Genomic DNA, 21,547 nt, shown 5'->3' with positions numbered 1-21,547 from the left:
ACCCAGCCCCAGACCCTGGCCGAAACGGCACAGCGCCAGCAAGGCCGGGGCCCACAGCCCGATCTGCGCATGGGTCGGCAGCAGGCCGATCAGCACCGTGGACACGCCCATGGTCAGCAACGCGGCCACCAGCGTGGCCTTGCGGCCGATGCGGTCGCCGAAGTGGCCGAACACCGCCGAGCCCACTGGGCGGGCGATGAACGCGACCGCGAAGGTCGCCAGTGATTGCAGCAGCGCCGCCTGATCACTGCTGTCCGGGAAGAACAGGTGCGGGAACACCAGCACTGCGGCCGTGGCGTAGATGTAGAAATCGAAGAATTCGATGGTGGTGCCGATCAGGCTGGCCAGCAGGACACGGCGGGGGGAATTCACGGGCGGTGCGGCAGCGGTGATCGTCGACATCGGCAACACGGGTAACGGCGGATCGCCCGATTCTGCCACGGGCCGGTGGCCGCACGGGGCGATGGTTTCAGCCGACACCGATGCCAACGGAATTTTTCCGGCCGCCCGCTAGGCTGCGCCACCGGTCCCTGCATGGATGCTTTGCCGATGACTGCAGTCGCACTGTCGTGGTCCGATTCGCCGAAGCTGCCGCGCATGGCGGCATGGCTGGTGGTGCTGCTGGTGCATGGGTTGATGGCAGTGTGGCTGCTGGGCAGTGGCAGGATGACGCTGCGCAGCGACGAAGGCGCCAGGATGACGTTGTACTGGCTGCCACCGAAGCAGCCCGTGCCTGCGCAGCAACCGCACCCGGCGCAGCCCACCGCAGAGGCAGCGCGCCCGGCCGCATCGACAGCGCCACGCTCGCCCCCGGCGACACCTAACGATGCCAGCACACCCGCGTTCGAGGAATTGCCTGCAATGGCGCCACTGATGCTGGACCTGCCTGCGGGCAGCATCAATGGCGGCGACGGCATCAGCGCAGCGGGCGTGGCGCCGCGCCTGATCGGTCGGCGCGAGGTCCATCCCGCGTTCGCGCCGCGCCGCAATTACTTCCGGATCCGTCGGCAGATGACCCCCGAGCAGATCGTGCATGGCGTGGCACAGCTGCTGGGTTTGTGGCCACCGGGGTACATCGTCGACCCGTGCGAGCTGGGCAAGCAGGACATGGACTATTTCCAGAACGCCGTCGAAGAAGCCGACCGCGACGTGCTGCGTGCGGCGGTGCTGCAGGTGAGCGCCCGCTGCCGGTAGCTCGACAGCTGTATGCTTTATGTAGAGCCGAGCAGCCGCGTCGTTACAACTGGATCCAGGTAGCCTTGATCTCGCTGTACTTGTCGAACGCATGCAGAGACTTGTCACGGCCGTTGCCGGACTGCTTGTAGCCGCCGAACGGTGCGGTCATGTCCCCGCCGTCCCAGCCATTCACCCATACACTACCGGCGCGCAGCTGGCGCGCGACCCGATGGGCGCGACCCAGGTCACGCGTCCACAGTCCGGCGGCCAGGCCGTAGCGGCTGTCATTGGCCACGCGCACCGCTTCGGCCTCGTCCTCGAAACCGAGCACGGCCAACACCGGCCCGAACACTTCCTCGCGTGCCAATGCCTGCTCCGGCCGCACCTGGTCGAACACGGTGGGCTGCACGTAGCAACCACCCGCCTCGACCTCGGCACGATGGCCTCCCAGCAACAGCCGGGCACCCTCGCCTTCGGCCCGCGCGATGTCGGCCAGCACCTTGTCCACGTGCGCGGCATCGACCAGCGCGCCCATCGGTGCATCGGGCTCCAGTGGATGACGCGGCTGCATGTGCTGGCCATAAGCGATCACCTGGTGCACGAAATCCTCGCGGATCGAGCGTTGCACCAACAGCCGCGAACCGGCGGTACAGACTTCGCCCTGGTTGAAGAAGATGCCCTGCGCCACGCCCTTCGCCGCTGCATCGAGGTCGGGCGCGTCGGCGAACACCACGTGCGGGCTCTTGCCGCCGCATTCCAGCCAGACCCGCTTGAGATTGGACCGGCCTGAGTACTCCAGCAGCTTGGCGCCAGTGGCAGTGGAGCCGGTGAACGCCAGCACGTCCACGTCCATGTGCAGGGCCAGCGGTTCGCCGACGCGCGCACCTTGGCCCGGCAGCACGTTCAGCACACCCTCGGGCAGGCCCGCTTCGGCGGCCAGCGCCGCCAGCCGCAGCGCACTCAGCGGCGACCGCTCGGAAGGCTTGAGCACGACCGAGTTGCCCATCGCCAGTGCCGGCGCGATCTTCCAGCAGGCCATCAGCAGCGGGAAATTCCACGGCACGATGGCGGCCACCACGCCGGCAGCCTCGCGCGTGACCAGGCCCAGCTCGTGCGGGCCGGTGGGCGCGATTTCGCCATACAGCTTGTCCACGGCTTCGGCGGTCCAGGTCAGGCAGCGCACCACGCCGGGCAAGTCGATACGGCGGGCGTCACGCACCGGCTTGCCCATGTCCAGGGTTTCCAGCAGGGCCAGTTCATCGGCGTGCGTTTCCACCAATGCCGCCAGCGCCAGCAGCACACGCTTGCGATGCGCCGGGCTCGCCTGCGACCAGTGGCCCACATCGAAGCTGCGCCGCGCGGCGAGTACCGCGCGTTCGACATCCTGCGCGTCGCAGTCGGCGACCGCGCCCAGCACGCGACCGTCGATCGGGCTGATGCAGTCGAAGCGGGCGCCGCTGGCGGCATCGACATAGCGGCCGTCGATGAAGGCCTGGCCCGGCATCGACAGCTGGAGGACCAGCGCCTGCCAATGGCTGCGGTCGGGGAAATCGGCCATGGGAAGCTCCAACATTCAACGAGCCTTGGTTATACCGGGGCCGCCGCGACTCCGCCGTGACGCAGCTGCGCTACATTCATCGCATCGGACCCGATGGAGCTGGCATGAAGCGTCCCGAAAGCGACCTGCACGACCTGGCCACCCAGCGCCCCGAGTCACTGGACGCGTACTGGATGCCGTTCACCGCCAACCGCCAGTACAAGGCCGCACCGCGCATGCTGGTACGGGCCGAAGGCATGCACTACGAGGACGTCGACGGCCGCCAGGTCCTCGACGGCACCGCCGGCCTGTGGTGCTGCAATGCCGGCCACGCGCGGCCGCACATCGTCAACGCCATCGTCGAGCAGGCGCGTACCCTGGATTACTCGCCCGCGTTCCAGATGGGGTCGCCGCCGGCATTCGCGCTGGCACAGCGGCTGGCGGCATTGGCGCCGCCTCCGCTCAACCATGTGTTCTTCACCAGTTCCGGCTCCGAGGCGGTGGATACCGCGATGAAGATCGTGCTGGCCTACCACCGCCAGCGCGGCGAGGGCCAGCGCACCCGTTTCATCAGCCGCGAGAAGGCTTACCACGGGGTGGGCTTCGGCGGCATGGCGCTGGGTGGGCTGCCCAACAACCGCAAAGCGTTCGGCCTGCAGCTGGGTGGTGTGGACTACCTGCGGCACACCCTGGACCTGCCGCGCAATGCGTTCAGCAAGGGCCTGCCGCGCCAGGGCGCGGAGCTGGCCGACGACCTGGAACGGCTGATCGCCCTGCACGATGCCTCGACCATCGCGGCGGTGTTCGTTGAACCCATCGCCGGATCTGCCGGGGTGATCCTGCCCGCGCCGGGCTACCTGCAGCGCCTGCGCGAGCTCTGCGACCACCACGGCATCCTGCTGGTGTTCGACGAGGTCATCACCGGTTTCGGCCGGGTCGGCATGCCCTTCGCCGCGCAGCGCTTCGGGGTCACTCCGGACCTGCTGACCTTCGCCAAGGCGGTCAGCAACGGCGCGGTGCCACTGGGCGGCGTGCTGGTCAGCGATGCCGTGCATGCGGCCCTGATGCAGGCACCGCCGCAGGCCATCGAGCTGTTCCATGGCTACACCAACTCTGGCCATCCACTGGCCTGCGCGGCGGCGCTGGCCACGCTGGACGTCTACGCGGAAGAACGCCTGTTCGAGCGTGCCATCGAGCTGGGCGAGTACTGGCAGGAGCGGCTGCATGCCCTGCAGGGCCTGCCCAACGTGATCGATATCCGCAACTTCGGGCTGGTCGGTGCGGTCGAACTGGCGCCGCGCCGGGATGCGCCGGGCAGCCGCGGCTACGAGGTGTTCCGGCGCTGCTTCCACGACGGCCGGCTGCTGGTGCGCTGTACCGGCGACATCATTGCGCTGTCGCCGCCGCTGATCGTGGACAAGGCGCAGATCGACCAGATCACCGGCACCCTGGGCGAGATGATCCGGGCCACCGCCTGAGCCCGGGCCGGCGGCGTCGAGCGGGTACAATGGTCGGTTCCGCTCCTGCTCGTTGCCGTGCCCATGGATATCGTCGTCAAAGAAGAACTCAAGGCCTACATCGACCCGCTGACCGCGGACGAACATGACGCGCTGGAGCGCAGCATCCTGGCCGAGGGCTGCCGCGATGCGCTGGTGCTGTGGGGTGATGTGCTGGTCGATGGCCACAACCGTTTCGGCATCTGCCAGAAGCATGGCCTGCCCTTCAATACCGTGCAGAACACCCGCTTCCAGAGCATGGAAGACGTGCACCTGTGGATGATCGAGCAGCACCTGGGCCGCCGGAGCGTGTCCGACTTCCAGCGCGGCGTGCTGGCGCTGCGCAAGCGCGACATCCTGGCCGCCCGCAAGCACGTCGAGCAGGCCCAGCTGCAGCGCGAGAGCGACGGCACCGCCGAGGCGGTCGAGGAGACCGGTGAGGACAGCCCGCCGTGGGAACCGGCGCCGAAGATCAGCCGTGCCGAGTTGGCGCGCGAGGCCAAGCTGAGCACCAGCCAGGTCGGCATGATCGAACGCATCCACGCCCAGGCCGCGGCCGAGGTAGTGGAAGCGGTGAAGGCCGGCGTGATCTCGATCAGCGCCGCCGCTGCCGTGGCGGACCTGCCCGAAGACGAACAGCGCGCCGCTGCCGCTGGTGGCAAGGACGAGCTGAAGCAGGCCGCCAAGCGCGTGCGCGAGTCCAAGCGCAAGCCGCGCGCACCGAAGCCGGAAGCAGCCGAGATGGACTTCGAGGAAGCGGACGAGGAGCAGATCGCCAGCCGCGACGCCGAGGTGCTGTCGGCACTGGAGCAGCTTGGCGAGGATGCCCCGGCGCTGCGCCGCCGCGTGGTCGCGCTGACCCGCGAGAACGACACCCTCCGCGCGCAGCTGGCCGCGCTGCGCAAGCAGCTCGAAGCGCTCTGAAGCAACGGGTAGTGCCCGCCGCTGGCCGGCAACCCCATGAACGTACCGGGTGCGTTGCGGATGCCGGCCAGCGGCCGGCACTACCAGATGCTCATGCCGTGCCGGTTAGACTTCCGCCATGACGCCTGCCAACGATCCGCGCCGCGCACAGCTGCGGCGCCTGAAAGCCCTCGCGCTGGGCCTGCTGCTGTTGATGCTGGCCGGTTTCGCGGTCAGCCACTGGCAGGGCGAGCGCGGCATCTGGGCGTGGGTTTCGGCCTTCTGCGAAGCAGCAGCCGTAGGCGCACTGGCCGACTGGTTCGCGGTCGTTGCCCTGTTCCGGCGGCCGATGGGCCTGCCGATCCCGCATACGGCAATCATCCCGCGCAGCAAGGAACGCATCGGCGACAGCCTCGCCCTGTTCGTGCGCGACCAGTTCCTGGAGCCGCAGGTGCTGCTGGCCAAGCTGCAGGTGTTCGATCCGGCCAGCCGCCTCGGCAGTTGGCTGGCCGATCCGGCGCGCTCGCGGATGCTGGCCGACATGGCCCGCGGCTGGGCGCTGCAGGCGCTGGACTTCTTCGACGAAGCCGCCGTGCGCCGGCAGCTCCATGCGTTCGTGGTGCAGCAGCTGCGGCAGTGGAATGCCGCCTCAACCGCCGGTGAGCTGCTGGCCCTGCTGACCGCCGATGGCCGCCACCAGCGCGTGCTGGACGAGGGCCTGCAGCGCCTGGGCCGCTGGCTGGAGCAGCCGGAAGTGAAGGAGCGCGCCTCGCAGCTGATCGTGCGCTACATCCAGCGCGAATGGCCGACATTGTCGAGCACGGTGAACTGGGTCAAGCCGATCGACGAGATCGGCGACAGCTTGGCCGAGCGACTGGCGCGTGCGGTGCTGGAAGAACTGCAGCAGGTGCTGGCCGAGCCGCAGCATCCATTGCGCCAGGACTACGAGAGCTGGCTGCAGAACTACGTGCAGCGCCTGCGCGAGGACCCGGCCCTGGCCGAACGCGTCGAACAGCTCAAGCAGGAAATGATCGATCACCCGGCCCTGCAGGACTACGTGCAGGGTCTGTGGGCGCGCATCCACGCCAGCCTGCGCAGCGACCTGCAGCGCGAAGACTCGGCGCTGGTCGGCCACCTGCAGCGCAGCCTGGCTTCGCTGGGCAGCAGCCTGCAGGCCGACCCGGCCCTGCGCGAGGCGCTCAACCAGCATCTGCTGGAGGGCGCACAGCGCCTCACCGGCCGCCTGCGCGAAGGCGTGACCGCGCACATCGCGCAGACCGTGAAGAGCTGGGACGAGCGGCATCTGGTCGAACAGCTGGAACTGAGCGTGGGCCGCGACCTGCAGTTCATCCGCTTCAACGGCACCCTGGTGGGCGGCCTGATCGGCCTGCTGCTGCACGCAGCGACGGTGGTGTTCAGGTTCTAGGCGCCCATGCGGTAGTCGATCCCCGCCCTGCGCAAAGGCCGGAATTCATCACGCTTGATTAACGAAATGCGAATGCCTATCATTTGCTGATCGGTTGTACGCTTAGCCAAGCGGGGCACGGAAGCACGCACCCACCCGCCCCTTCGCCCGTGTACATCCCCCGACTACCGGGTCGCCCGCACTACACGGGTGGCGCACCGTCGATGGGACTCGCTGGGCGACGTGCGCGGAGCGCACGGCTGCTGCGTCTGCGCATTCCATCGCCTGTTTCGTCCTGCATGGAATCGCACCGATGGCAATGCCGCTGAACCACCCTCGTCCCACTCTGCTGGCCCTGGCCGTGACCGCACTGATGATCGCCCCGCTGGCCCACGCCGACGGCACTGCCGATCCTTCCGCGCGCACGCTGGATACGGTCCAGGTCACCGCTGACGGCGATATCGTCGACAGCTATACGGTCAAGCGTGCCAGCACGGCCACCAAGCTCGGCCTGTCGCTGCGCCAGACGCCGCAGTCGATGACCGTGGTCACCCGCCAGCGCCTGGACGACATGGGCCTGTTCTCGCTGTCCGATGTGATGGGCCAGGTCACCGGCGTGGCGGTATCGGTCACCGACAGCGAGCGCATCAACTACGTCTCGCGCGGCTACAACATCACCAATTTCCAGGTCGATGGGATGCTCAACACCTTCGGTGGGTACATCAAGACCAACACCGACAGCGTGATCTATGACCGCATCGAAGTGGTGCGCGGCGCAACCGGCCTGACCACCGGTGCCGGCGATCCGTCCGGCACCATCAACTTCGTGCGCAAGCGTCCTACCGACAGCTTCCAGATGAGCGCCAACCTGACCCTCGGGCGTTGGGGCAACCAGCGCCTGGAAGCCGACCTCGGTGGCCCGGTTGCGCTCGACGGCCGCATCCGCGCGCGCGTGGTGGCGGCCAAACAGCAGAGTGACTCGTTCCGCGATGTCTACAAACTGGACAAGGACGTGTTCTACGGCATCGTCCAGGCCGACATTACCGACACGACCCTGCTCGAGGCCGGCTACGAATACCAGTCGCCGCGCACCACAGGCGTGACCTGGGGCGTGGTGCCGTACTGGGGGTCCGATGGCCAGCCCGCCAACCTGCCGCGCTCGACCAACCTGTCCGCCCGCTGGAGCAGTTGGCCGATCATCGAAAAGAGCGCATTCGCACGCCTTGAGCAGCAGTTGGGCAACGGCTGGACCGCTAAGGCCGCCTATACCCGCTCCAAGCGCGAAACCGACGGTGCGGTGTGGTACGGGGCCTCCGGCTACCCGAATGCCGATGGCAGCGGCATCAGCGCCTTCGTCGGCAGCTTCGGCGAGAACGGCGACATGCAGGTATTCGACTTCAACGTTGGCGGTCCGTTCCGGCTGTTCGGCCGCGAACATGAGCTGGTGCTCGGTTTCGGCCAATCGGTGCGCAAGGGTGACGTGCCTGCCACCGACACCGCTGCCTACCCGGACAGCTACACCCGTGTACCGGATTGGCACCGCTGGAACGGCGACGTCGCGCCGCTGCAGGTCACCCGCCTGGGCTATCTGGCTTCTGAAGACGAACTGCGCCAGCGCGCGGCCTATCTGGCGACGCGCCTGCAGCTGGCCGATCCGTTGACCGCGGTGCTCGGCGCGCGCTACGGCAGCTGGGAAACGCGCACCTGGAACTACACCCATGACGCCGCCGGTCGCCTGACCGATACGCGTCGCGGCGGCTACAAGCCGGACGACTCGCTCACTCCGTATGCCGGCTTCATCTACGACTTCAACCGCTACTTCAGCGGCTACGTCAGCTACACCGACATCTTCCAGCCGCAGAACTACCGTGACCGGGACAACAACTACCTCGAACCGGTGGTCGGTGACATGTGGGAGGCCGGCGTCAAGGCCGAGTTCTTCGACGGTCTGCTGAATGCTTCCGCGGCCGTGTTCAAGGGCCAGAAGGACAACGTTGCCGAGCTCGACGACTCGGTGCCGGAAAACTCGCTGCCGGGTGGGGTCAGTGCCTACCGCTCCACCGGCAAGGGCAACAAGGTCAAGGGCTGGGAGATCGAAGCACAAGGCAGCCTTGGTGAGAACTGGAACCTGGCGGCCGGCTTCACCCACACCGTCAGCCGCAATGCACAGGGCGTGCGCCAGAACACCGTCATCCCGGTCGATCTGTTCCGCCTCAACGCCAGCTGGCGACCGGGCGGCGCTGAAGGCCGCTTCTGGCTGGGCGGTGGCGCCACCTGGCAGAGCGGTATCTGGAGCCTGAGCAACAAGCCGCGTGCGGATTTCCTGACCAGCGGCAAGCGCGAGCGCGTGGCAATCGAACAGGGCGACATCTACCTGCTCAACCTGTCGGCGGGCTATCGCTTCAACGAGAACTTCACCGCGCAGGTAAACGTGAACAACTTGCTGGACAAGAAGTATTACAACCGCGTCGGTTTCTATGACGGCGTGTTCTGGGGCGAACCACGCAATGTCACCGTGACGCTGCGCTGGAAGCTCTGACCCTCGATGGATGGCACCGGTTCTGCGACCGGTGCCCGGCCACGGATGGCCAACCCCGGCGCGCTGCGGTGCGCCGGTTCCTTTTCACTGAAACCTGCAGGAACGCCGTGGACCGCTCGCCCGCAACCGCCAGCCCCCGCACCTTCTTCTCCAACCCGCGCTGGGGCGTGCTGTCACGCTCGCTGGCGGCGATCTTCGGTGGCTACGCGCTGGCCGCGGTGACCAGCGTGTTCTGCGCGGTGGCGCTGCCCGGCGCGCGTGGCCAGACCGTGCTGACCGGCATGCTGCTGGCCATTCTGGTGGCCGCCTGTGCGGCGCTGTGGGCGTTCGCCACCCGCAGCGCGCTGCGTGCGTGGGTCGGCATCCTCGCCCCCACCCTGCTGATGGCAGCCATCGCGCGCATGCTGGGGGCCTGGGCATGAAGAATGGATTCCGCCAGTCGATGGCCTGGCTGCACACCTGGACCGGCCTGCTGGTCGGCTGGTTGCTCCTGCTGATCTTCATGGCCGGCACGGCCAGTTACTACCGCGAGGAAATCAGCCGCTGGATGCGTCCTGAGCTGCCCTCCAGCAACGTCAGCATCGACGTCGCCGCGCAGCGTGCCGTGGATTACCTGCAGGCCAATGCCGCGCAGGCCGAGAACTGGTTCGTAACGTTGCCGCAGCCGCGCAACCCCGCCATGCAGATGTTCTGGCGGCTGCCGCCGGAGCTGGCCGAACCCAGCCGTGGCCGTCGCGGTGGCTTCGGCGACGCAACACTGGACCCGAACACCGGGCAGGCACTGAAGGCCCGCGAGACCCGAGGCGGTGATTTCTTCTACCGCCTTCATTTCGACCTGCACTACATCCCGGTGCTGTGGGCGCGCTACCTGGTCGGCTTCTGCGCGATGTTCATGCTGGTGGCAATCATCACCGGCGTCATCACCCACAAGAAAATCTTCAAGGACTTCTTCACCTTCCGCAAGGACAAGGGCCTGCGGTCCTGGCTCGATTTCCACAACGTCAGCGCGGTGATGGCCCTGCCCTACCACGCGATGATCACCTACACCGGCATCGTCACCCTGATGATCATGTACCTGCCGTGGGGGGTGAAAGTCGCCTACCCACAGGACGAGGACAAGTTCTTCAGCGAAGCCTTCGGCGGCATGCCGGAGGTGACTGCACCTGCCGAAGGCCACGCCACGCCGCTGCCGATCGCGCAGCTGCTGGACAGCGCGCGTGCACACTGGCACGGCGTGGAAGTGGCCGGTTTCACTGTGTCCAATCCGGGCGCCGCCAATGCGGTGATCGACATCCGCCAGCGTGACGGCAAGCGCCTGTCCACCGACACCCCGGCCGTGCGCTACGACATGGTCAACGGCACGCTGCTGGAAGAGACGCCGCCGTCCGGAGGCGCCACCGCTACCCGTGGTGTGCTGTACGGCCTGCATCTGGCGCGCTTCGCCGACTGGGGCCTGCGTGCGCTGTTCTTCCTGTCCGGCCTGGTCGGCTGCCTGATGGTCGCCAGCGGCGTGGTGCTGTGGGCGGTGAAGGAACGACCCAAGCACGCCAAGAGTGGCCGCATCGGCTTCGGCCTGCGCCTGGTCGACGCGTTGAACATCGGCACCGTCGCCGGCCTGCCGATCGCGTTCGCCGCGTACTTCTGGGGCAATCGCCTGCTGCCGCTGGACATCGCCGAACGCTCCACTGCCGAGGCCAACACGTTCTTCTATGCCTGGGGTGCGGCATTGCTGGCCGCCTTCATCTGGCCCAAGCGGATGATGTGGGCATGGCAGCTGTACCTGGGCGCGGCCGCGTTCGCGCTGGTGCCGGTGGTCAATGCACTGACCACGCATGCGCACCTGGGCAACACCCTGCGCAACGGCGACTGGGTGCTGGCCGGCTTTGACCTGTCGATGATCGCCTTCGGTGCGATGCTGGCATTGTGCGGTTGGCGCATGCAGCGCTGGACGCCACCGCTGTCTGCAGCCGAGAAGAAGAAGCGTGCCGCCGCCGCAGCGGCACCCAAGGCCCCGGTGGACGCTGCGGAAACCGCCGAAGCGGAGGCCAGTGCATGATGCTGCTCACATTGACCCTGTCGTTCTCTGCGTTCACCGCGTTGTCGCTGGCGATGGAGAAACACCAGCATGACCTGCATGGCAAGGCCGCGGCCGCGCCGGCACGTCGCACGCAATGGCGGGTGCTGGGTTGGGTGCTACTGACGGTAGCGTTTGCACTGTGCGTGGTCGACCACGGCTGGGCAATGGGCCCGGTACTGTGGCTGGGGGTGATGACCGTGGGCGGCGTGGTGTTGTCGTTCGGGTTATACCCGTACCGGCCGAAGTGGATCGCACCACTGGCCCTGGCACTGCCCGTGATCGGGCTGCTGGTGGCGTTGGTGTAGCAGAGCCACCGGGGCCGGATCCCTTGCGCGCAGCGCAAGGGCTCTGACCCCTGGTACGTAGATCCGGATGGGGTCAGAGCCCCTGCGCTTTGCGCAGGGGATCCGACCCCGGGCGTCGGCTTACCCCAACCGCTTCAGTTCCCACGCGCGGTGGATGCGCGCGTTGCGCTCGAAATCCGGGCCGATGGTGCGCGCGGTGATCTCGCGGCACTGGGCGAATTCGGCGATGGCGTTCTCTTCCAGCTTGAAGCGGCGGAAGTTGTTGGAGAAATACAGCACGCCACCCGGCGCCAGTCGCGCCACTGCTGCGCGCAGCAGTTTCAGCTGCTCGCGCTGCACGTCGAAGTCGTCGGCACGCGCGGAGTTGGAGAACGTCGGCGGGTCACAGAAGATCACGTCGTACTGCCCGCGGTCACCTTCCAGCCATGCCATCGCATCGGCCTGCACCAGCAGGTGCTGGTTGCCGCCCTGCCCGTTCAACGCCAGGTTGTCGTAGCACCACTGCAGGTAAGTCGCCGACAGATCGACGCTGGTGGTGCTGGCCGCGCCGGCCACGGCGGCCTGCACGCTGGCCACGCCGGTGTAGCAGAACAGGTTGAGGAAACGCTTGCCACGCGCCTGCTCGGCCATCATCCGGCGCAGCGGGCGATGATCGAGGAACAGGCCGGTATCAAGGTAGTCGAACAGGTTCACCTGCAGCAGCGCATTGTTCTCGCGCACCACGATGAATTCATCACGCTGTTCGAAACGGCCGTACTTGCTGCCGCCCTTGCCGCGCTCGCGCGACTTCATCGACACCTGCTCCGGCGGCACGCCGAACACTTCCCGTGCAGCGGCCAGCAGTTCGTTGCGGCGGCGACGCACGTCGTTCTCTGGAATCGCGGCCGGCGCGGCATATTCCTGCACGTGCAGGAAGGTGCGGCGCTGACCACCGTCTTCTTCGTAGACATCGATGGCCGCCGCATATTCGGGCAGGTCGGCATCGTAGGCACGGAAGCAGGTGATGTCCTCCCGGGCGCGCCAGCTCTTGAACTTCTTCAGGTTCTTGCGCAGGCGGTTGGCCACCATCTGCGCGCCTTCGCTCAGCTCACGCGGCTGAGCCGGGTCGCGTCCGGGCACGGCGATCGGGTCGCAGATGATCAGCGCGCATTCCAGCGCACCGTTGAACATCTGGTACTTCTTGCCCGCACGCAGGCCAGTGGCAAAGGCCAGCTCGTCGTTGCCGCACAGCAGGCTCGCACGCCACTGCGGCACCGCCTTCTGCAGCGCGTTGCCCAGCGCACGGTACAGCGCCGGATCGGCGGCCAGGCGCTCGTCGTACGGCGGATTGCAGACTACCGCGCCAATTTCCTGCTCCGGCGCAGCCAGGTCGGCTACGTCTGCGCGAGTGAAACGGATGGCGTGGGCGACGCCGGCAACTTCAGCGTTCTCGCGCGCCGCCTGGATCGCGGTCGGGTCGATGTCGCTACCGTGGATGACCGGCTTCAGCGCGGCCAGGCCAGCTGCTTCGCGGTCACGTGCCTCGCTCTGGATGGTCTTCCAGGCGGCCTTGTCGAAGCCCAGCCAGCGGCTCGGCGGCAGGCTGCCGTGGCGCATCAGGCCGGGCGCAACGTCGGCGGCCATCAGCGCACCTTCGATCAGCAGCGTGCCGCTGCCGCACATCGGGTCCAGCAGGCCACCACCGGCGGCGTGCAGGCGCGGCCACTGCGCACGCAGCAGCAGCGCGGCAGCCAGGTTTTCCTTCAGCGGCGCCTCGTGGGCGGCACCTCGCCAGCCACGGCGGTGCAGCGAGCCGCCGCCGAGGTCGATCGACAGCGAGGCACGGCCCTTGCGCAGTGACAGGTTCACGCGCACGTCCGGCAGGTCGGTGTTGACCGAAGGGCGCTCGAGGCCTTCGTCACGCATGCGGTCGACAATGGCGTCCTTGATCCGCTGCGCAGCGAAGCGCGCATGGGTGATCTTGTCGCCGGACACGTGCGCATCCACCGCCAGGGTCATTTCCGGCTTGATGTGCTCGTGCCACGGCAGGGCGCGCACGCCGTCGTACAGGGCCTGCTCGTCCGGGCACTCGAACGCATCGATCGGCCACAGCACACGACTGGCCAGGCGCGACCACATCACGATCCGCAGCGCCTGCTCCAGTTCGCCCTCGGCGTTGACGCCGGCAATGGTAGCAGTGGCCTTTTCCAGGCCCAGGGCCGACAGCTCATCGGCAAGCAGGTATTCCAGGCCCTTGGCGCAGGAGACAAAAAATTTCACGGGATCGGTTCACAGGTGGTCAGGCACGGCAGGAAGCCGGGCCATTCAAGAGGGAGGGCCGTGGACACGGCCGGCAGGCCCGCGCCGGGGGCGGCGGGGCTGCCATTGTAGTCAATGCGGGCGGGCGCGCCGTGCGCCCGGGCTTCACAGCTGGCGCAACAGGCGCTCGAAGGCCTGCGCAGAGGCCTCCACATGCCGTTCCAGGCGGTGGCCGTCGTCGACCAGCAGCAGCTGCGCCGAACGCGCCTGGGCCCAGGCAATCACGCCTGCGGCCGGCACCACCTCGTCATGCCAGGCCTGCACCACCGTGGTCGGCACCGGCGCGGCGTCCAGCGCCGGCATCGGGCCCATGGTGGTCGGCGGCACCATCAGGAACAGGCCGGCCACCGGCACCTGCAACGAGGCGATGGCGGAGATATAGGCGCCCAGGCTGGAGCCGGCCAGCACCACCGGGCCCTGCTGGGCGGCGATGGCGGTGCGTTCGACCAGGCGGCGCAGGCGGGTCGGCACGTCGCCCACCCGGCTGACCTCGCTCATCGCGTCCAGGTCGGTGTAGTCCGGGCGCTCATGGGTCCAGCCCAGGCGCTGCGCCACGTCGGCCAGCGCGGTGACCTTGGTCGCCTCCGGGCCGCTCTCGAAACCGTGGGACAGGATGCAATGGCCGCGGCTCATGCGCGCGCTCCAGGCGAGCGGGCCAACGAGGAAAGGAAAGGCAGGTTCATGCCGCAATGCTAGCATCGCCAGATGCCCAACCCGCTCCTGCCCGGCCTGCAGCTGCAGCCCCTGCCCTACCAAGACCGCCTGCCGCTGCGCGACCCGGCCACGCTGGAGATGGTGGTGATCCACTGCACCGAGCTGCCCGATCTGGCGATGGCCCGCGAGTACGGCGAGCGCGTGCTGTACGACAGCGGCGCCGGCAACAGCGGTCACTTCTACATCGACCGCGATGGCAGCGTGGTGCAGTACGTGGCACCGGAACGCGTGGCCCACCACGTGCGCGGCATGAACGCACACACGCTGGGCATCGAGCTGGTCAATACCGGCCGCTACCCGCACTGGTTCGACAGCCGCCAGCAGGCGATGGACGAACCCTACACCGAGGCGCAGCTGCAGGCGCTGGAGCAGCTGCTGCTGGCGCTGGTAGCGCGCTTTCCGTCGCTGCGGCGGATTGCCGGGCACGACCAGCTGGACCTGGAGCAGGTGCCGGCCAGCGATGACCCGGCGCTGATGGTGGCGCGCAAGCGCGACCCGGGGCCGTTGTTCCCGTGGGCACGGATTCTGGCGAAGGTGCCGCTGCAGGGGTTGGAGTAAGCAGCAGGGCTGCGCCCTGCACCTGCAGAGGCAACGTCAACGTCAACGTCAACGTCAAACGCTGGCATTGCGTGGGATGGCGAGGTGGGTCCGGTTGCGAGGGACGCCGTAAACCCGTCCATGGGGGCTTGGCGGCGGCATCCATGCCGCGGACACCCTCGCAACCGGACCCACCCCGCCTTCGACAGATCTCCGCGATCTGCCGGATACCCGGGGTCGGATCCCGTTGCTACGCAACGGGCTCTGACCCCAATCTGCATTCGATGGGGTCGGTCGATGGGGGCACAGCCGTTTCCCGCTGGGAAACTGATCCGACCCCGCGCGGCTCAGGCGCCGGTCGCGACCGGGCGGCTGCTGTCGCTCACCCATCCGCTCCAGGAATCGGCATAGATGCGTGCGCCGGACAGACCGGCCGCTTCCATCGCCAGCAACAGGTGGCAGGCGGTCACGCCGGAGCCGCACATCAGCACCACCTGCTGCGGATCGCGGTTACCAATCACGCCCTGCAGTTCGGCACGCAGTTCCTGTGCATCGCGCAGGTGGCCGTCGACTACGTTCAGCGCAAACGGACGGTTGACCGCACCGGGCACATGGCCGGCGACCGGATCCAGCGGCTCCACTTCACCACGGAAGCGTTCGCCCGCGCGTGCGTCGACCAGCCAACCCGGCGCATGCTTCAAACGGGCGGTGATTTCGTCGGCATTGGCGATCTGAGCGGTTTCGAAACGGCCCGGGTAAGCCGGCAGCGCCGTTACTTCGCCCTGGCCGGTTGCCAACGCATGACCTGCGGCCTGCCAGGCGGCGATGCCACCGTCGAGCACGGCCACCTTGTCGTGCCCGATCAGGCGCAGCAGCCACCACAGACGCGAGGCGGCCATGCTGCCGTCGCTGCCGTCGTAGACCACCACCTGTGTGTCGGGACCGATACCCCATCGACCCAGCGTCGCGGCAAAGGCATCGCTGTCCGGCAACGGATGGCGGCCGTGGCCGACGCGCCCCAGATCGGACAGATCGCGGTTGAGATCGGCATACACCGCGCCCGGAACATGCCCCGCAAGGTACTGGCCGCTGCCGGCCTGCGGATCGGCCAGCGAGGAACGCGCATCGACCACGCGCACTGCCGTGCTGGCGGTGGCACGCGCGTCGACCACGCGTACGTCCTCGCCCAGGGCAGCGGCCAGGGTGGCGACATCGACCAGGGTGGTCCACGGCGGATCGATCGGCTTCATTGCACTTGCTCCAGGCGGCGACGCAGGTTGTACAGGATGGCCGCGGTCGCCCCCCAGATACGCTGGCCCGGCCAGCCGTATTCGAGGACGTGGCGGACGCGGCCGCGATGATTGATTTCGACCTGGCGCAGGTTGTCGGCGGCCATCAGGTAGTCCAGCGGCACCTCGAACACCTCGGCCACTTCGCTGGGTTGCGGCACCGGCACGAAATCCGGATCGACCACCGCCACCACCGGGGTGACCCGGTAGCCGGTGATGGTCACGAACGGATCGAGATAGCCCAATGCCTGCACCTGGCCAGGTGCCAACGCGATCTCTTCCTGGCTCTCGCGCAGTGCGGCCGCCAGTGCGTCGCGGTCATCGGGTTCGGTACGACCACCGGGGAATCCAACCTGGCCACCATGCGTGCGCAGGGTTTCGGTGCGGCGGGTGAGGATCACCTGTGCACCGTTGGCGCGCGGCACGATACCGGCCAGCACCGCCGCTTCCACTGGCGGTCCCGGCGGCAGCAGGTCGATCAGTTCGCTGCGGTTCCAGCCATCGCCCGCGGGGGGATCGGCCAGCGGATGCAGCGCGCGCATCAGACGGTGATGGTCGGCCAGTGAGCCGCGCAGGGATTGCTGGAGTTGTTCGCGCAATGGCTGCACGCGATGCAGGATGCGACTGCGTTCGTCGTTGCTCATCGACGACCACCGTGCGATTTCATCGAGATGGCGCCCGCAGCCGGTGCACTGCCGGTCTGGATCCAGCTTGCACACGCCGATGCAGGGACTTGCGACAACACGCGCCGTTTCTTCCATTGTTTGCACCCGGCAACAGTAGCGCGATTAGGCTGGATTTGCGCGGGGTGAAGATGCGGCGCTCGGCACGCTGGCTGCGAGGTGGAGCGTGAACGGTAGAGTCGACTGTCAGTCGACTATCGCGCGTAGCGCGGGGATTTCCCCAGGCTGGCCGCAGAGCAGTCAACTGACAGTCGACTCTGCGACCGCGCGCAAACAAAAACGCGCCGGTGGGATCACCGGCGCGTTGATGTTGACGCTGTTTCTTACTTGACGCTGACCAGCTTGATCTCGAACTGCACAGCCACGTTCGGCGGGAACGGGGTGCGCGGGTCGGCACCGTAGGCCTGGTCCGGCGGCAGGGTGACTTCCCACTTCGAGCCTGCCGGCATCTGCAGCAGGGTCTCGCGCATGGCCTTCATTTCGACTTCGCTGACCTTGATCGACGGGATCTGCTGGGCCGGGCGGGCTTCGGTCGGGCGCTGGCCGTACGGGAACGGACCGGCCACTTCCAGCTGCACGGTGCTGGCCTGGGTCGGCTTGGCACCCTTGCCGGCTTCGACCACGCGGTACTGGACGCCGCTCGGCAGGGACTGCACGCCGGCCTTGGCCTTGTTCGCCGCGATGAACTGGTCGCTCTTGGTCTTGTTTTCGGCAGCAGCCTTTTCGTACTCGGCCTTGGCAGCCTGGGCACGGCCCTGCTCGCGCTTCTGGAACGCTTCAACGGCCGGCTTCAGCTGCTCGGCGGTGATGGCCGGCTGCTTCTTGGCGTAGGCGTCCTGCAGGCCCTTCACCACCGAGTTGATGTCCAGCTGCTCACCGCGACCGGTCAGCTCCGCCAGGTTGTTGCCGTAGTCGTAACCGAAGTAATAACTCAGCTTGCCCTTCTCGGACGCGATGTCCTGGGCGAAGGCATTGCCCGTCAGGGCCAGGGCCGCGACGGCGACCGCGATAGAACGCAACTTCATCAAACAGTTCTCCAGGGGTGGTAACTCAGGGACGTTCTGCGCCGCCCTGAGGCGACGGGTTAGGATAACGGGCGCAACGTGTAACCGCTACTCACGATGCAGGCTATGACCCGTCTGCGTTTGCAGAGTTCAATATCACTATTTTTTAACGTTTCTGGAGTTTCCCCGTGGCAGATGCCCTGATCGCTGTCGCCGACGACGGCGCCATCCGCACCGTGACCGTCCAGCGCCCGGACAAGCTCAACGCCCTGAACGCCGCGACCCTGCAGTCCCTGGCCGAGGCGTTCAGCGCGGCCGCCGCCGACCCGGAGGTGCGCGTGGTGGTGCTGACCGGTGCCGGCCCTAAGGCCTTCGTGGCGGGCGCCGACATCGCCGAAATGAACACACTCAGTGCGGTTCAGGGACGTGATTTCTCGCTGCTGGGCCAGGCGCTGATGCGCCAGATCGAACGCATGCCCAAGCCGGTCATCGCCCGTGTGAACGGCTTTGCGCTGGGCGGCGGGCTGGAACTGGCGATGGCCTGCCACCTGCGCATCGCCGCCGATAGCGCCAAGGTCGGCCAACCGGAAATCAACCTTGGCCTGATTCCCGGCTTTGGTGGCAGCCAGCGCCTGCTGCGCCTGTGCGGCCGCGCCGCCACCCTGGAACTGTGCCTGCTGGGTGCTCCGATCAACGCGGCGCGTGCGCTGGAACTGGGCATCGTCAACGAGGTGGTCCCCGCCGCCGAACTGGACAATCGCGTGCAGGACGTCGCCCGCCAGTTGGCGCGCTCGGCGCCGCTGGCCCTGCGCGGCCTGCTTGATGCCGTGCACGTGGGTGGCGAATGCAGCCTGGAAGCGGGGCTGGAGTACGAAAGCGCGCAGTTCGGCCTGCTGTTCGCCACCGAGGACATGCGCGAAGGAACCAGCGCGTTCCTGCAGCGCCGCCCGCCGGCCTTCCAGAACCGCTGACGCCATGGCATCCCGACCCAACCCCGCGCAACTGTTCGCCCGGGTCCAGGCAGACGATCTCGATGGCGCCCTGCAGGCCGGCCTGATGGACTATGTGGCCCGTACCGGCGACGAACAGCTGGTACCCGGCCACCCGGAGCTTCCACAACGCCTGCACCAGGCCCAGCAGCAGCTGCAGAACGCCTGGGCCGCACGCGAACGCTACCGCACCCGTGCCGTGCGTCTGGCGCGGCGTGAGGCCGAACGCGACGCAAGGCGCACGCCCGCCGCAGCACCGGATATGAAGCCCGCACTGCCCGCCGCAGCGGCCGCGATTCTCGCCCGGGCCAAGGCCCGCGCCACCGGCAAGGAACAGTAATGGCCGCGAAGAAGACCGCGCGCGCACCTGCGCGCCGTGGCAGCGTGATGCCGCGCGCCGACGTGGTGGAAATGTTCACCCGGCTGCGCGAACTCAATCCGCACCCGAAGACCGAGCTGGAATACAGCTCGCCGTTCGAACTGCTGGTGGCGGTCGCGCTGTCGGCGCAGGCCACCGACGTGGGCGTCAACAAGGCCACGCGCCGCCTGTTCCCGGTGGCCAATACCCCGGCAAAGATCCTCGCACTTGGCGAGGACGGACTGAAGCAGTACATCGCCACCATCGGTCTGTTCAATGCCAAGGCAAAGAACGTGATCGCCACCTGCGCGATCCTGCTGGAGAAGCACGGCGGTGAAGTTCCGCGCGATCGCGATGAACTGGAAGCGCTGCCGGGCGTGGGCCGCAAGACCGCCAACGTGGTGCTCAACACTGCGTTCGGTGAGCCGGTGATGGCGGTGGACACGCATATATTCCGCGTCTCCAACCGCACCGGCCTGGCACCAGGCAGGAATGTGCGCGAAGTGGAAGACAAACTGGTGAAGGCCATTCCGGCCGAGTTCCTGCTCGACGCGCATCACTGGCTGATCCTGCACGGACGTTATGTATGCAAGGCGCGCAAGCCGGATTGCCCGGGCTGCGTGATCGCCGACCTGTGCCGGTTCAAGGAAAAGACCACGGCCGAGGCGTGACCGCGTTCGTGGTGTGACAGAACAAAGACGGCGGGCACAAGGCCCGCCGTCTTCGTTTGCAGACAAGGTGCTTCAGGTGATCAGAACGACAGGTCGCCCCAGACGCCGAATTCCTTGGTCTTGTCGTTCTTCTTGTCGCCGGCGTTGGCCAGGTGCGTGTACTTGTACACAGTCGACAGCTTGAGGTTCTTCATGACCGGGAACTCGACACCGACGTTCCAGTACTTGTCGCTCAGGGTCGGGTCCAGGGTCTTGCTGACGTCGGTGTCATCGTAACGACCGAACACGTTGATGCCGCCGTCGGTGACGCGCACGCTGCCCCACACCGACCAGCCGCTGGTCTTGTCGGTAGCAACGGTCATCACGTTGTTGAGGTTCTTGGCCTGGAAGTACTCGCCACCGACGCGGAAGTCGCTGCTGGCGTAGGCGACCATCGCATTGGCGCGGGTGTAGGTGTTCTCGGCGCTCTGGATGTCGGTTTCCTTGCCCAGCTTGCCGCTGTAGCCACCGACGGCAACCACGAAGTTCTCGTTCGGGGTATAGGCCGCACGACCTTCCACGTCCATGCCCTTGCTGCGGGTCGGGTTCTTGTAGCCGGCGCCGGACACGACCGAGACCGCGTAGTTGAAGTTGTTGCCCAGGTTGCCGAAGCCATGCAGGCCCCAGTCGGACGAGTTGCCGTACTTCAGGCGATCGGTCAGGGTGTTCTCGACATAACGCATGCCGTAGAACTTCTCGACGTACGGGATCCACGGCATGTCGGCGGCACCGACGCGCAGGTTGAAGGCCGGGTCGAAGCTGCCCTGCACGTAGGCCTTCTTGACGAACAGTTCGGTGTTGCCGATGGCCGAGCTGTACTGGAAGTCGGTGGTCAGGTTGGCCGACCAGATGTCGTTGAACTTGTGGTCGACGGTCAGGTAGAAGCGCTTGACGTCCAGACCGGTGCCGCTGGCGGCGGTGTCCTTGCCGTTGCTGGTCTTGTCGATGTTGGTCAGGTCGAAGAACATGCGACCGCCGATCTTGTTGTCATTGACCAGCTTGGCCAGCTTGTCGACGCTGGTCTGGGTCTTCTGTGCACCTTCCAGAGCCTGGGCCTGGGTGATGTTCACTTCGGACTGCGCATCGGACTGTGCCTGCAGCGCCTGCGAATCGTTCTGCAGCTGCTGGACCTGGGCCTGCAGGGCAGCGATCTGCGCCTGCAGCTGCTGCAGCTGTGCCTGGGATACGCCCGTGCTGGCGGGAGCTGCGAAGGCGTCGGCGGAAACCAGACCGAGGCTTGCAACGACCGCGGCGGCGAGCAAATGGGAACGCATTTTGGATTTCTCCAGAGGGTTGGAATGGCTTGGGCAGAACGCCACGCCGGCAGGCCGGTCAAGCGTTTTGCGAACATTCCGTTAAAACCATGACAGCCGAATGACAACCTGAGCACCAACCACAGATTTCTTCGTGCGGTCATGCGCACGACTCATTTGCCGCCACATCCTTGTCGATCCCTTGCGGCATATGGCGTCACGTATCAGCGTTCATGCGCGGACCTGTCGCTGCGGGACCTTCACCGGCACCGCT

Annotated in this window: 20 protein-coding genes; 12 read left to right on the top strand and 8 right to left on the bottom strand. The window is 67.1% G+C overall.

What is annotated here, in order from left to right; genetic code table 11:
• Positions 1–402, bottom strand: a 402-nt coding sequence (locus DI041_RS10410) for an MFS transporter (protein WP_136640136.1), incomplete at its 3' end; no start/stop codon positions are given.
• A 147-nt stretch (positions 403–549) separates the two neighbouring features.
• On the opposite strand from DI041_RS10410, the gene DI041_RS10405 reads away from it, so the two are divergent.
• Positions 550–1,194, top strand: coding sequence for a hypothetical protein (locus DI041_RS10405; RefSeq protein WP_136638791.1), 645 nt, complete (start codon positions 550–552; stop codon positions 1,192–1,194).
• A 43-nt stretch (positions 1,195–1,237) separates the two neighbouring features.
• On the opposite strand, the gene DI041_RS10400 is transcribed toward DI041_RS10405, so the two are convergent.
• The gene (locus tag DI041_RS10400; protein WP_136638792.1) at positions 1,238–2,734 is read right to left on the bottom strand and encodes an aldehyde dehydrogenase; all 1,497 of its coding nucleotides are present in this window, start codon (positions 2,732–2,734) and stop codon (positions 1,238–1,240) included.
• Between the two features lie 104 nt (positions 2,735–2,838).
• Here DI041_RS10400 and DI041_RS10395 point away from each other — a divergent pair, with 104 nt between their 5' ends.
• From DI041_RS10395 to DI041_RS10365, 7 genes are all read left to right on the top strand, one after another.
• Positions 2,839–4,191, top strand: a complete 1,353-nt coding sequence (locus DI041_RS10395; protein ID WP_136638793.1) for an omega-aminotransferase AptA — start codon at positions 2,839–2,841, stop codon at positions 4,189–4,191.
• Between the two features lie 63 nt (positions 4,192–4,254).
• On the top strand, positions 4,255–5,133 hold the full coding sequence (locus DI041_RS10390) for a plasmid replication/partition related protein (protein ID WP_046984954.1): 879 nt from the start codon (positions 4,255–4,257) through the stop codon (positions 5,131–5,133).
• A gap of 118 nt (positions 5,134–5,251) precedes the next feature.
• Entirely contained in the window at positions 5,252–6,538 is a 1,287-nt protein-coding gene (locus DI041_RS10385) for a DUF445 domain-containing protein (protein ID WP_136638794.1), read from the top strand.
• Positions 6,539–6,830: 292 nt separating this feature from the next.
• Entirely contained in the window at positions 6,831–9,056 is a 2,226-nt protein-coding gene (locus DI041_RS10380; RefSeq protein WP_046984952.1) for a TonB-dependent siderophore receptor, read from the top strand.
• A 107-nt stretch (positions 9,057–9,163) separates the two neighbouring features.
• Positions 9,164–9,478, top strand: a complete 315-nt coding sequence (locus DI041_RS10375; protein WP_046984951.1) for a DUF3649 domain-containing protein — start codon at positions 9,164–9,166, stop codon at positions 9,476–9,478.
• On the top strand, positions 9,475–11,112 hold the full coding sequence (locus DI041_RS10370; protein ID WP_136638632.1) for a PepSY-associated TM helix domain-containing protein: 1,638 nt from the start codon (positions 9,475–9,477) through the stop codon (positions 11,110–11,112). The genes DI041_RS10375 and DI041_RS10370 overlap by 4 nt, the downstream gene beginning before the upstream one ends.
• Complete coding sequence (locus DI041_RS10365; RefSeq protein WP_046984949.1) at positions 11,109–11,438, top strand: DUF3325 domain-containing protein; 330 nt, start codon at positions 11,109–11,111, stop codon at positions 11,436–11,438. Before DI041_RS10370 ends, DI041_RS10365 begins: the two co-directional genes overlap by 4 nt.
• Before the next feature lie 120 nt (positions 11,439–11,558).
• On the opposite strand, the gene rlmKL is transcribed toward DI041_RS10365, so the two are convergent.
• Together rlmKL and DI041_RS10355 are read right to left on the bottom strand one after the other, a co-directional pair.
• Positions 11,559–13,697 carry a bifunctional 23S rRNA (guanine(2069)-N(7))-methyltransferase RlmK/23S rRNA (guanine(2445)-N(2))-methyltransferase RlmL gene (rlmKL, locus tag DI041_RS10360; RefSeq protein ID WP_046984948.1) on the bottom strand — a complete coding sequence of 713 codons (2,139 nt, stop codon included), beginning with the start codon at positions 13,695–13,697 and terminating at the stop codon, positions 11,559–11,561.
• 144 nt (positions 13,698–13,841) lie between these two features.
• Positions 13,842–14,369, bottom strand: a complete 528-nt coding sequence (locus DI041_RS10355) for an alpha/beta hydrolase (RefSeq protein WP_100434353.1) — start codon at positions 14,367–14,369, stop codon at positions 13,842–13,844.
• 72 nt (positions 14,370–14,441) lie between these two features.
• Between DI041_RS10355 and DI041_RS10350 the strand changes: the two genes are divergently transcribed.
• The gene (locus DI041_RS10350; protein ID WP_136638633.1) at positions 14,442–15,008 is read left to right on the top strand and encodes an N-acetylmuramoyl-L-alanine amidase; all 567 of its coding nucleotides are present in this window, start codon (positions 14,442–14,444) and stop codon (positions 15,006–15,008) included.
• A gap of 326 nt (positions 15,009–15,334) precedes the next feature.
• Here DI041_RS10350 and DI041_RS10340 read toward each other — a convergent pair whose 3' ends face one another.
• The 3 genes from DI041_RS10340 to DI041_RS10330 all read right to left on the bottom strand — a co-directional run bounded on the left by DI041_RS10340 (position 15,335) and on the right by DI041_RS10330 (position 17,984).
• Positions 15,335–16,237 (bottom strand): sulfurtransferase, encoded by a 903-nt coding sequence (locus DI041_RS10340; protein ID WP_136638634.1) that lies wholly within the window; start codon positions 16,235–16,237, stop codon positions 15,335–15,337.
• Complete coding sequence (locus DI041_RS10335) at positions 16,234–17,037, bottom strand: CoA pyrophosphatase (protein ID WP_046984944.1); 804 nt, start codon at positions 17,035–17,037, stop codon at positions 16,234–16,236. The genes DI041_RS10340 and DI041_RS10335 overlap by 4 nt, the downstream gene beginning before the upstream one ends.
• Positions 17,038–17,282: 245 nt before the next feature.
• Positions 17,283–17,984 carry an FKBP-type peptidyl-prolyl cis-trans isomerase gene (locus tag DI041_RS10330; RefSeq protein ID WP_004151465.1) on the bottom strand — a complete coding sequence of 234 codons (702 nt, stop codon included), beginning with the start codon at positions 17,982–17,984 and terminating at the stop codon, positions 17,283–17,285.
• A gap of 167 nt (positions 17,985–18,151) precedes the next feature.
• On the opposite strand from DI041_RS10330, the gene DI041_RS10325 reads away from it, so the two are divergent.
• From DI041_RS10325 to nth, 3 genes are read left to right on the top strand one after another with little or no spacing between them, the layout of a single operon-like run.
• Entirely contained in the window at positions 18,152–18,934 is a 783-nt protein-coding gene (locus tag DI041_RS10325) for an enoyl-CoA hydratase/isomerase family protein (RefSeq protein WP_136638635.1), read from the top strand.
• Between the two features lie 4 nt (positions 18,935–18,938).
• The gene (locus tag DI041_RS10320; protein WP_136638636.1) at positions 18,939–19,292 is read left to right on the top strand and encodes a hypothetical protein; all 354 of its coding nucleotides are present in this window, start codon (positions 18,939–18,941) and stop codon (positions 19,290–19,292) included.
• Positions 19,292–19,981, top strand: a complete 690-nt coding sequence (nth, locus tag DI041_RS10315; RefSeq protein WP_046984941.1) for an endonuclease III — start codon at positions 19,292–19,294, stop codon at positions 19,979–19,981. The genes DI041_RS10320 and nth overlap by 1 nt, the downstream gene beginning before the upstream one ends.
• Before the next feature lie 80 nt (positions 19,982–20,061).
• On the opposite strand, the gene DI041_RS10310 is transcribed toward nth, so the two are convergent.
• Positions 20,062–21,294 carry a porin gene (locus DI041_RS10310; protein WP_004151438.1) on the bottom strand — a complete coding sequence of 411 codons (1,233 nt, stop codon included), beginning with the start codon at positions 21,292–21,294 and terminating at the stop codon, positions 20,062–20,064.
• Positions 21,295–21,547: the final 253 nt, after the last annotated feature.

Source organism: Stenotrophomonas maltophilia, assembly GCF_004920835.1.
Lineage (GTDB): Bacteria > Pseudomonadota > Gammaproteobacteria > Xanthomonadales > Xanthomonadaceae > Stenotrophomonas > Stenotrophomonas maltophilia_AQ.
The sequence above is the reverse complement of the archived record's forward strand: the minus strand, read 5'-3'. Positions and strand labels throughout refer to the sequence as shown.